Below are 10,618 nucleotides of genomic sequence, written 5' to 3'. Positions count from 1 at the left end.
TCTGCTCATCGAGGACCCTGCCCATTGATGATCTTTGTGTGAGAACTCAGATCATGGACAGGGTCCTCCCCATTCCGCTAGACCTCGACCACCACGAATCCCCCCCGATGGTCAAAACACGAGACCGCTGCCGCGCCCCTGTCCAGGGGCGCGGCAGCGTGTTTGCGGCACCATGGATCTCCCCACGCCCGAACTGGTCTGGGCGGGGTTCGATGAGATCACCCGCTCGGTACGGGCGTCGCGGAAGGCGAAGGCCCCCGCACTACGGGCGTCACGCGGTACGGCGGGTGCTCCGGGGGAGCGGCGCACCCGCCGTACCGTGTCGCGGACGGCTCAGAAGCCCGGGCCGTGCTGGTGGCTGTGGCCGTGACCGTGGCCGTGGCCAGCGGCGGCGGCCTCCGCCTCCTTGGGCTTCTCCACCACGAGGCTCTCCGTGGTCAGCAGCAGGCCGGCGATCGAGGCGGCGTTGGTGACCGCGTTGCGGGTCACCTTGACCGGGTCGATGATGCCGGAGGCGGTCAGGTCCACGTAGTCGCCGATGGCGGCGTCGAGGCCGTGGCCCCACTTGCCCTCGGTGACCTTCTGCACCACGACGTACCCGTCGTGCCCGGCGTTCTGCGCGATCCAGCGCAGCGGCTCGACCAGCGCCTTGCGCACGATCGACACGCCGACCTTCTCGTCACCGGTGAAGCCGAGGTCGTCGTCGAGCACCGACAGGATCTGGGCCAGGGCGGCGCCACCACCGGGCACCGTACCCTCCTCGACCGCGGCCTTGGTCGCGGCGATGGCGTCCTCGATGCGGTGCTTGCGCTCCTTCATCTCGACCTCGGTGGCCGCGCCGACCTTGACCACGGCGATGCCGCCGGAGAGCTTGGCCAGCCGCTCGGCCAGCTTCTCCCGGTCCCAGTCGGAGTCCGAAGCCTCGATCTCCTTGCGGATCTGGGCGACCCGGTCGGCGACCTCGCTGGCCTGCCCGCCACCGTCGACGACGGTGGTGTTCTCCTTGTCGACCACGATGCGCCGGGCGGTGCCGAGCACCTCCAGGCCGACCTGGTCGAGCTTGTAGCCCAGCTCGGGGGCGACCAGCTCGGCGCCGGTGAGGATCGCCATGTCCTGGAGCATCGCCTTGCGGCGGTCACCGAAGCCGGGGGCCTTGACCGCGCAGACCTTGAGGGTCTTGCGGATCGAGTTGACCACCAGGGTGGACAGCGCCTGACCCTCGACGTCCTCGGCGATGATCAGCAGCGGCTTGTTGTTCTGGAGGACCTTCTCCAGCAGCGGCAGCAGCTCCTCGATCGCCGAGATCTTCTGCGTGGTGATCAGGATGTACGCGTCCTCCAGGACGGACTCCTGCGCCTCCGCGTCGGTGACGAAGTTCGGCGAGATGAAGCCCTTGTCGAACTGGAGTCCCTCGGTGACCTCCAGCTCGGTGTGCAGGGCGGAGCCCTCCTCGACGGTGATCACACCGTCCCGGCCGACCCGCTCCATCGCCTCGGCGATCAGCTCGCCGATGGTGGCGTCCTGGGCCGAGATCGTCGCGACGTGGGCGACGGACTTCTTGTCGGAGACCTCCACGGCCTTGCCGAGCAGGGCCTCGGAGACCTTGGCCGCGGCGGCGTCGATGCCCCGCTTGAGACCGGCCGGGTTGGCACCCGCGGTCACGTTGCGCAGGCCCTCACGGACCATCGCCTGGGCCAGCACGGTGGCGGTGGTGGTCCCGTCGCCGGCGACGTCGTTGGTCTTGGTCGCCACCTCCTTGACCAGCTGCGCACCGAGGTTCTCGTAGGGGTTGGTGAGCTCGATCTCCTTGGCGATGGTCACACCATCGTTGGTGATCGTCGGCGCACCGAATTTCTTGTCCAGGACGACGTTGCGCCCGCGCGGCCCGAGGGTGACCTTCACCGCGTTGGCGAGCGCGTTGACACCGTGCTCCAGCTGGTGCCGGGCGTCATCCGAGAAGCTCAGGATCTTCGCCATGTATGTCCCTTCGAAGCGACGTTGCCCCGGCCCGGCGAGCCGGTCCGGGGCAACGACACTGATCGGTTGCTTACTTCTCGATGATCGCGAGGACGTCGCGGGCGGAGAGCACCAGGTACTCCTCGCCGGCGTACTTGACCTCGGTGCCGCCGTACTTCGAGTAGAGGACGGTGTCCCCGACCTTGACGTCCATCGGGATCCGGTCGCCGTCGTCGTCGAAACGACCCGGGCCGACAGCGAGGACGGTGCCCTCCTGCGGCTTCTCCTTGGCGGTGTCGGGAATCACGATGCCCGACGCAGTGGTGGTCTCAGCCTCGTTCGCCTGGACCAGGATCCGGTCCTCGAGCGGCTTGATCGCAACCTTGGTCGCGGTAGTCACGGGCATACCCTCCTGGGGTACTGGTTTCGTTACCGGTCGGCATGCCGACCAGCGTCAATCTGCCACATGCCACCGGGCGGGGCCGTCGTCGCGGGTGCCGGTCCGCCTGGCGTTCAACACCCGGACACCAGGCCCGAGTGTTGGCACCCTCAGGGTGAGAGTGCTAATCGCAGGTTATGCCTCGGCTAGCACTCCGTCAAGGAGAGTGCCAACGGCCACCCCTCGTGTCGCCATCTTTTCGCCACCCCCGCCACCTGTTCTCCACTCCTTCGCCAGGGGTTACCGCAACATGCCCGTCCTGTCTTCCGTCCGACCATCCGATTCCCTACGGTGCGGCACGACCACATCACGGAGGGAGACGGCATGGCCGACGTACCGACCCTGGGGTTTCTCCGGGACCAGTTGCGCCGGGCCCGCAAGACCCGCGGGCTCAGCCAGGAGGACCTGAGCAAGTTGATCAATTACGCGCCCTCCTCGATCAGCGCGATCGAGACCGGGCAGAACCAGCTCAGCGCGGACTACCTGGCCCGGTTCGACAAGGTGCTGGAGACCGGTGGCCTCTTCGTCGGGATGCTGGAGCTGATCCGCCTGCACGCCGAGCCGGACTGGTTCCGGCCATGGGGTGAGATCGAACGGGAGGCGGTCTCGCTGCGCTGGTACGACCCGGCCGTGGTGCCGGGCCTGCTCCAGACCGAGGCGTACGCCCGAGCGATGCTGCGGGCCGGGCCGCCGCTGACCGACGAGCAGGTCGAAAAGCGGGTGCTGGCCCGGATGGCCCGACAGGAGGTGCTCGCTCGCGACGAGCCGCCGCAGTTCGTCGCGATCCTGGACGAGCTGGCGCTGCGCCGACAGGTCGGCGACCGGGCGACGATGGTCGAGCAATGTGAGCACCTGCGCACCCTTGCCGACCGGCCATTTGTCCAGGTGCGGATCATTCCGGCCGCGACTCCCTGGTACATCGGATTGAACGGCCCCTTCGTGCTCGCCCGGCTCGCCGACGGCACCGAGGTGGCGCATCTGGACGACCAACTCCGGGGAAACACCGTGGACAGCCCGAACGACCTTGCCAGCCTCGGACGGGGTTGGGAGACTGTGGCCGGTGAGGCGCTGCCGCACCGGCAGTCCGCCCGCCTGATCGAGGAAGTGGCGAAGTCATGGACCTGAGCCGTGCCGCTTGGCGCAAATCCTCCCGCAGCAACAGCAACGGCGGTGCCTGTGTCGAGGTCGCCGACAACCTGCCCGACCTGGTCGCCGTACGCGACAGCAAGGACCCGACCGGCCCGGTGCTCGCCTTCACCCCCACCAGTTGGCGCGCCTTCATCACCTCCCACCACCCCACCCGGCCGCCCAGGACGTGATCGGCCCCGTCCCGGGAGTGTGATCGAGCCGGGCCGGGCCGGTTGGGTGGGGGCGATCGGTGGGTCGGGACAATGGGCGGGTGGATCTGGAGCAGCTTGCCGCCCTGCGTACCCCCGAGGGGTCGGCCGCCCTCGCGGCGGCGACCGAGGTGGCCGGGGGCGATCCCCTGGCTGCGGCGGCGGCGCTGCGCTCGGCCGGGATTCCGGCCGGGCTGGCGGCGGCGGCCCTGACCCAGGCGGAACTGCGCCGCCGAGCGGTGGGCAAGTTCGGTGCGGCGGCCGGCGGCATGTTCTTCACCCGGCCCGGCCTGGAGCAGGCCACCCGAGGGGTGGTCGCGCAACGCCGCGCGCACCGGTTGCGCGAGGCCGGGGTGACCAGCCTCGCCGACCTGGGCTGCGGGCTGGGAGCCGACGCCCTCGCCGCCGCCCGTGCCGGCATCCGGGTGTACGGGGTGGAGGCCGACCCGCTGACCGCCGCCCTGGCCGAGGCGAACGCGCAGGCCACCGGGCTGGCCGAGCTGTTCACGGTCGAGTGCGGCGACGCTACCGCCTTCGAGGTGACCCGGGTCGCGGGGGTGTTCTGCGATCCGGCCCGCCGTCGAGCCGGTACCGGACGCCGGATCTTCGACCCCAAGGCGTACTCGCCGCCCTGGGACTTCGTCACCGGGCTCGCCGAACGGGTGCCGTACACGGTGGTGAAGGTGGCCCCCGGTCTCGATCATGCCCTCATCCCCGCCGGTGCCGAGGCCGAGTGGGTGAGTGTCGGCGGCGACCTGGTCGAAGCCGCCCTCTGGTGCGGCCCTCTGGCCCAATCCCCCCGCCGCGCCACCGTCGTGAAGGAAGGGCCCCTTCTTAACGCCTCCGGTACTAAAAGGGCCCCTTCTTATCACCAGACCGACGGCGCTCCCCAGGTCGAGGGGAGCATGGTGCACGAACTTGTCGGGTCGGGTCGGGAGGAGGCGCCGGTCGGGGCGGTGGGCCGGTTCGTGTACGACCCCGACCCGGCGGTGGTACGCGCCCACCTGATCGCCGAACTGGCCGCCGAACTGGATGCCACCCTGGCCGACCCGAGCATCGCCTACCTCTACGCCGACACGCCGACCCCTACGCCGTACGCCCGGTGTCTGGAGGTGACCGAGATGCTGCCGTTCTCGCTCAAGCGCCTGCGGGCCCTGCTGCGGGAGCGCCGGGTCGGCCGGGTGGAGATCCTCAAGCGCGGCTCCGCCCTGGACCCGGAACGCCTCCGGCACGACCTGCGCCTGACCGGCGACCAACCGGCCAGCCTGGTACTGACCCGGGTGGCCGGCGCCCCGACCGTGCTGGTCTGCCAGCCGGTCCCCTGAGTCCTCCGCTCGGGCAGGGGCCAGACCGGCCAGGTTCCGGGCTGGGCAAGGGCGACCGGGAAGCCTGACCACCGGGTCGAGGCTGGCAGGGCCACCCGGGAGATCCCGGACTGCGGGTCGGGGTTAGGTTGGCGCACATGACGGGACGGGGTACGCCGGCGACGGTGTTGCTGGCCAAGCGCGGCATCGCCCATCGCACCCATCCGTACGAGGTCCCGGCGGAGTCGCCGAACTACGGTGCCCTGGTCGCCGCCGCCCTCGGGGTGGCACCCGGCCGGGTCTTCAAGACCCTGGTGACCGAGGTGGACGGCGCGCTGACCGTGGCGATCGTGCCGGTCACCGGGGAGCTGGACCTCAAGGCCCTGGCCGCGGCAGTCGGCGGCAAGCGGGCCACCCTCGCCGATCGCGGGGCGGCCGAACGCGCCACCGGGTACGTACGTGGCGGCATCAGCCCGCTGGGGCAACGGAAGCGGCTACCCACGGTGCTCGACGCCTCCGCCCTGGAGCACGACACGGTGTACGTCTCGGCTGGTCGACGCGGTCTTCAGGTGGAGCTGGCCCCGACCGATCTGGTCGCCCTCACCAGCGCCCACACCGCCGCCCTCGCCACCGCCTGAGGCCCACCCCCCACCGGCCGAAGCCTTTCACCTAGCCGAGCCCGCCACCAGGCCGAGCCCGCCACCGCCCGAGGCCCGGCGCTAGCTGGGGCCCGCTGAGTCAGCCCGCCACCGGGCTGAGGCTCGCCATCGGCCGAGGCTCGCCATCGGCCGAGGCTCGCCATCGGCCGAGGCTCGCCGCCGTTACGCCGCAACGGCGGTATCCCTGCCGGTCGGTTACCCCCACTTCGCCGAAACGGTGTCGATCACCCGGGCACCGCCGGAGTGATCACCCCGGACACCGGCGCGGCAGGGAGGTGTCTTCGACGTTGCCGAATTGTTACTGCCGACAACAAACTAGCCCCCGCCGCGCCCTTGTGTCGACGCGCGGGGCGCAATACGTTGCCGGGCACAACAAAAGAACGTCATCAACACACCGACACCCTTCCCACTCTCGAAAGGACCCTGCAGATGCGCAAGGGCTTCCTCGCCGTCGGCGCCGTGGGCGTGCTCGCCCTCGGCAGCCTGACGGCCTGCGGCGACGACTCCGGCGACCAGGCCGGTGGCGGCTCCGGCAAGACCCCGAAGATCGGCGTGATCCTGCCGGACAGCAGCTCCTCGGTCCGCTGGGAGAGCGCGGACCGCAAGTTCCTCAAGGAGGCGTTCGACGCGGCCGGTGTCCAGTCGGACATCCAGAACGCCCAGGGCGACAAGAACGCCTTCCAGACCATCGCCGACCAGATGATCACCAACGGCGTCACCGTGCTGATGATCGTCAACCTGGACTCCGGCACCGGTAAGGCCGTCCTGGACAAGGCCAAGTCGCAGGGTGTCGCCACCATCGACTACGACCGCCTGACCCTCGGCGGCTCGGCGGAGTACTACGTCAGCTTCGACAACGTGGCGGTCGGCAAGCTGCAGGGCGAGGGCCTGGTCAAGTGCCTCACCGACGCGAAGGTCGAGAAGCCGGCGATCGCCTACCTCAACGGCTCGCCGACCGACAACAACGCCACCCTGTTCAAGGAGGGCTACGACTCGGTCCTCAAGCCGAAGTTCGACTCCGGCGAGTACACCAAGGCCGCCGACGACTCCGTGCCGGACTGGGACAACACCCAGGCCGCGACCATCTTCGAGCAGCAGCTCACCAAGACCGGCGGCAAGATCGACGGGGTCCTCTCCGCGAACGACGGCCTCGGCAACGCCGCCATCTCCGTGCTGAAGAAGAACAACCTCAACGGCAAGGTCCCGGTCACCGGGCAGGACGCCGACCCGCAGGCGTTGCAGAACATCCTCGCCGGTGACCAGTGCATGACGGTCTACAAGGCGGTCAAGAAGGAGGCGGACGCCGCCGCCGAGCTGGCCATCGCGCTGGCCAAGGGCGAGCGCAAGGAGACCGGCCAGACGGTCCGGGACCCGGAGGGCAACCGTGACGTGCCCGCCGTCCTGCTCACCCCGGCGGCGATCTACAAGGAGAACGTCAAGGACGTCATCGCCGACGGCTACGTGACCAAGGAACAGATCTGCACCGGCGACTACGCCAAGCTCTGCACCGACGCGGGCATCAGCTGACCCGTCCCCGCCGAAGCGACGCCGCCCGGTACGGCAATCCCGTACCGGGCGGCGTCGCTGGACGGGCCCCGATCGCCTCCGTGGAATAAGGAGAACCCCGTGTCCGCGACCCCACTGCTGGAGCTACGCGGGATCGACAAGAGCTTCGGTCCCGTCCAGGTGCTGCGTGACGTCGCCTTCGCCGCCTACCCGGGCGAGGTCACCGCCCTCGTCGGTGACAACGGCGCCGGCAAGTCGACCCTGGTCAAGTGCATCAGCGGCATCTACTCCACCGATGCCGGCGAGTTCGTCTTCGACGGTCAACCGGTGACCATCAACAGTCCGCGGGACGCCGCCGCGCTCGGCATCGAGGTCGTCTATCAGGATCTGGCGCTCTGCGACAACCTCGACATCGTGCAGAACATGTTCCTCGGGCGGGAGAAGCGCAACGGCATCGTGCTGGACGAGCCGACGATGGAGCAGATGGCCGCGGAGACCCTGGCCGGGCTCTCCGTACGCACCGTCAAGTCCCTGCGCCAGCACGTCTCCAGCCTCTCCGGTGGTCAGCGCCAGACCGTGGCGATCGCCAAGGCGGTGCTCTGGAACAGCAAGCTGGTGATCCTGGACGAGCCGACCGCCGCCCTCGGCGTCGCGCAGACCGCCCAGGTCCTCGAACTCGTTCGCCGGCTGGCCGACAACGGCCTGGCCGTCGTCCTCATCTCGCACAACATGAACGACGTCTTCGCCGTCTCCGACCGCATCGCCGCGCTCTACCTCGGCCAGATGGTCGCCCAGGTGAGGACCACCGACATCACCCACGCCCAGGTGGTCGAGCTGATCACCGCCGGCCGCTCCGGCGAGCTGGGACTCGCCGCCGATCCGGGCGTCAACGGCAACGGCGCGGCGCCGGCCGACAGCACCACTGGAGGCGTCTCATGAGCATCACCGCCGTCACGAAGGTGGGTCCCGCCGCCGTCGCACCGGCACCCACCATCGGCAGCCACCTCCGCGACTACTGGCAGCGGGTACGCGGCGGAGACATCGGCGCCCTGCCTGCGGTCGCCGGTCTGCTCGTCCTCTGCACGATCTTCTCGATCATGCGGCCGTCGTTCCTCACCGCCGGCAACTTCGCCAACCTGTTCACCCAGGGCGCGGCGGTCACCCTGATCGCGATGGGTCTGGTCTTCGTCCTGCTGCTCGGCGAGATCGACCTGTCGGCCGGCTTCGCCAGCGGGGTCTGCGCGGCCGTGCTGGCCAACCTGATCACCGTCCTGGGCTACCCGTGGTACGTCGCGGTGCTCGCCGCCCTGCTCACCGGCATGGTCATCGGCACCACCCTGGGCTTCCTGGTCGCCAAGGTGGGCATCCCCTCCTTCGTGGTCACCCTCGCCGGCTTCCTCGCCTTCCAGGGGGTGGTGCTGCTGCTGATGAAGGAGGGCCGCAACATCTCCGTCCGCGAGCCGGTGGTGGTGGCGATCGTCAACCGCAACATGCCGGTCGCGCTCGGCTGGACCCTCGCCGCGATCGCGATAGCCGGATTCGCCGTGGTGCAACTGCTCCGCTATCGCAGTCGCGCCGCCCGGAACCTGATCAACGATCCGCTCCCGGTGGTGCTGGGTCGCATCGCCGCCCTGGCCCTGGTCCTGGGCTTCGCCGTCTACGTGCTCAACCTGGAGCGCAGCCTCAACGTGCTGATCACCTCCCTCAAGGGGGTGCCGATCGTGGTGCCGATCGTCGCCGTACTGCTGGTGGTCCTGACCTTCGTGCTCCAGCGCACCAGCTACGGCCGGCACATCTACGCGGTCGGCGGCAACCGGGAGGCGGCCCGGCGGGCCGGCATCAACGTGGACCGCATCCGCATCTCGGCCTTCATGATCTGCTCGACCATGGCCGCGGTCGGTGGCATCGTGGCGGCCAGCCGGGCCAACTCCGTGGACCCGAACACCGGCGGCAGCAACGTGCTGCTCTACGCCGTGGGCGCGGCGGTGATCGGCGGCACAAGCTTGTTCGGGGGCAAAGGCCGCGTATTGGACGCGGTTCTCGGTGGCGCCGTCGTGGCCGTGATCGACAATGGGATGGGTCTGATGGGCTACAGCTCCGGCGTCAAGTACGTGGTCACCGGCGTGGTGCTGTTGCTCGCGGCCAGTGTCGACGCGCTGTCCCGACGACGAGCCTCGGCCACCGGAAACCGCTGAACGCACCACCGAAAGTAGTAACCATTAGATGCGCGTAGGACCCAGCCAGGACGAGATCCGCCGGCAGAATCTCGGCGCGCTACTGCGCTACGTGCATCTGCACGGCGCGACCACCCGCGCCGAGTTGACCAACGCGCTCGGACTGAACCGCAGCACCATCGGTGCGCTCACCGCCGACCTGGCCGCCGCCGGCCTGGTGACCGAGGGGGCGCCGAAGGAGACCGGCCGGGCCGGACGACCCTCACTTGTCGTCCGGCCCGAGTCGGAACGGATCTTCGCGTACGCGTACAGCATCGAGGTGGACCGGCTGCGGGCCGCCCGGGTCGGCCTCGGCGGGGCGATGCTCGACCGCCGGGAGCTGGACCGGCCCCGGGGTCTCACCGCCGCAGAGGCCGCCCCCCTGCTGGCCGGGGCGGTCAAGGAGATGCGGCAGGCCCTGCCGGCCGACGCCGTCTGCGTCGGGGCCGGCATCGCGGTCTGCGGCATGGTGCGTCGCCACGACGGCCTGGTCCGGCTCGGGCCGGCCACCGGGTGGGTGGACGAGCCGATCGGGGCGGCGGTCAGCGCCGAACTCGGCGCGGAGGTGCCGGTGACGGTCGGCAACGTGGCCGAGGTGGCCGCCTTCGCCGAGCACGCCCGGGGCACGGCGGCCGGCTGCGACAACGTCATCTTCCTCTACGGCGACGTGGGGGTCGGGGCCGGAATCATCGCCGGGGGGAGGCGGCTGACCGGGCACGGCGGGTACGGCGGCGAGGTCGGCCACATGGTGGTGGTCCGGGACGGGGCCCGCTGCGAGTGCGGCAACCGGGGCTGCTGGGAGACCGAGATCGGTGAGCACGGCCTGCTGCGGGCCGCCGGGCGCTCGGACGCCCGGGGCCGGGAGGCCCTGCTGGCGGTCTTCGACGCCGCCGACCGGGGCGACGCCCGGGCCCAGACGGCGGTACGCCAGGCCGGCGACTGGCTCGGCTTCGGGGTGGCCAACCTGGTCAACATCTTCAACCCGGAGATGGTCATCTTCGGTGGCACCATGCGGGACCTGTACCTGGCCGCCGCCGCTCAGGTACGCAGTCGACTGAACTCCAACGGGCTGCCCGCCTGCCTGGAGCACGTACGCCTGCGCACTCCCCTGCTCGGCGCGGACGCCCCGCTGATCGGCGCCGCCGAACTGGCCTTCGACCGGCTGCTGGCCGACCCCCTGGACGTCGGCTGACCAGGTACGCCG

At 70.1% G+C, this 10,618-nt stretch carries 10 protein-coding genes; 8 read left to right on the top strand and 2 right to left on the bottom strand.

Annotation, left to right across the window (positions count from 1 at the left end; genetic code table 11):
• Positions 1 to 333: 333 nt before the first annotated feature.
• Both groL and groES read right to left on the bottom strand, forming a co-directional pair.
• Entirely contained in the window at positions 334 to 1,977 is a 1,644-nt protein-coding gene (groL, locus tag ABZ795_RS21380; RefSeq protein ID WP_357531591.1) for a chaperonin GroEL, read from the bottom strand.
• Positions 1,978 to 2,047: 70 nt separating this feature from the next.
• Positions 2,048 to 2,362, bottom strand: coding sequence for a co-chaperone GroES (gene groES, locus ABZ795_RS21375; protein WP_193386273.1), 315 nt, complete (start codon positions 2,360 to 2,362; stop codon positions 2,048 to 2,050).
• Positions 2,363 to 2,719: 357 nt separating this feature from the next.
• Here groES and ABZ795_RS21370 point away from each other — a divergent pair, with 357 nt between their 5' ends.
• From ABZ795_RS21370 to ABZ795_RS21335, 8 genes are all read left to right on the top strand, one after another.
• Positions 2,720 to 3,520 (top strand): helix-turn-helix transcriptional regulator, encoded by an 801-nt coding sequence (locus ABZ795_RS21370; protein ID WP_327024097.1) that lies wholly within the window; start codon positions 2,720 to 2,722, stop codon positions 3,518 to 3,520.
• Positions 3,511 to 3,714: a DUF397 domain-containing protein gene (locus ABZ795_RS21365; protein WP_327024096.1), complete on the top strand. Its 204-nt coding sequence runs from the start codon at positions 3,511 to 3,513 to the stop codon at positions 3,712 to 3,714. The genes ABZ795_RS21370 and ABZ795_RS21365 overlap by 10 nt, the downstream gene beginning before the upstream one ends.
• 80 nt (positions 3,715 to 3,794) lie before the next feature.
• A complete protein-coding gene (locus ABZ795_RS21360) occupies positions 3,795 to 5,057 on the top strand; it encodes a methyltransferase domain-containing protein (RefSeq protein ID WP_357531590.1) in 1,263 nt (420 codons plus the stop codon).
• Between the two features lie 137 nt (positions 5,058 to 5,194).
• Positions 5,195 to 5,674, top strand: a complete 480-nt coding sequence (gene ybaK, locus ABZ795_RS21355; RefSeq protein ID WP_327024094.1) for a Cys-tRNA(Pro) deacylase — start codon at positions 5,195 to 5,197, stop codon at positions 5,672 to 5,674.
• A gap of 450 nt (positions 5,675 to 6,124) precedes the next feature.
• Positions 6,125 to 7,222, top strand: a complete 1,098-nt coding sequence (locus ABZ795_RS21350) for a substrate-binding domain-containing protein (protein WP_327024093.1) — start codon at positions 6,125 to 6,127, stop codon at positions 7,220 to 7,222.
• 99 nt (positions 7,223 to 7,321) lie between these two features.
• The gene (locus ABZ795_RS21345; protein WP_327024092.1) at positions 7,322 to 8,140 is read left to right on the top strand and encodes an ATP-binding cassette domain-containing protein; all 819 of its coding nucleotides are present in this window, start codon (positions 7,322 to 7,324) and stop codon (positions 8,138 to 8,140) included.
• Positions 8,137 to 9,396, top strand: a complete 1,260-nt coding sequence (locus ABZ795_RS21340) for an ABC transporter permease (protein ID WP_327024091.1) — start codon at positions 8,137 to 8,139, stop codon at positions 9,394 to 9,396. Before ABZ795_RS21345 ends, ABZ795_RS21340 begins: the two co-directional genes overlap by 4 nt.
• 28 nt (positions 9,397 to 9,424) lie before the next feature.
• Entirely contained in the window at positions 9,425 to 10,606 is a 1,182-nt protein-coding gene (locus ABZ795_RS21335) for an ROK family transcriptional regulator (protein WP_327024090.1), read from the top strand.
• Positions 10,607 to 10,618 lie beyond the last annotated feature (12 nt).

The sequence above is a fragment of the Micromonospora sp. NPDC047134 genome (assembly GCF_040643455.1).
Lineage (GTDB): Bacteria > Actinomycetota > Actinomycetes > Mycobacteriales > Micromonosporaceae > Micromonospora.
Note: the sequence above shows the minus strand (reverse complement) of the source record. Positions and strands in the feature narration are given on the sequence as shown.

Coding starts and splice junctions, on each gene's coding strand:
- ybaK (WP_327024094.1), top strand. CDS start 5,195: ATGACGGGACGGGGTACGCCGGCGACGGTGTTGCTGGCCAAGCGCGGC.
- ABZ795_RS21370 (WP_327024097.1), top strand. CDS start 2,720: ATGGCCGACGTACCGACCCTGGGGTTTCTCCGGGACCAGTTGCGCCGG.
- ABZ795_RS21340 (WP_327024091.1), top strand. CDS start 8,137: ATGAGCATCACCGCCGTCACGAAGGTGGGTCCCGCCGCCGTCGCACCG.
- ABZ795_RS21350 (WP_327024093.1), top strand. CDS start 6,125: ATGCGCAAGGGCTTCCTCGCCGTCGGCGCCGTGGGCGTGCTCGCCCTC.
- groL (WP_357531591.1), bottom strand. CDS start 1,977: ATGGCGAAGATCCTGAGCTTCTCGGATGACGCCCGGCACCAGCTGGAG.
- ABZ795_RS21365 (WP_327024096.1), top strand. CDS start 3,511: ATGGACCTGAGCCGTGCCGCTTGGCGCAAATCCTCCCGCAGCAACAGC.
- groES (WP_193386273.1), bottom strand. CDS start 2,362: ATGCCCGTGACTACCGCGACCAAGGTTGCGATCAAGCCGCTCGAGGAC.
- ABZ795_RS21335 (WP_327024090.1), top strand. CDS start 9,425: ATGCGCGTAGGACCCAGCCAGGACGAGATCCGCCGGCAGAATCTCGGC.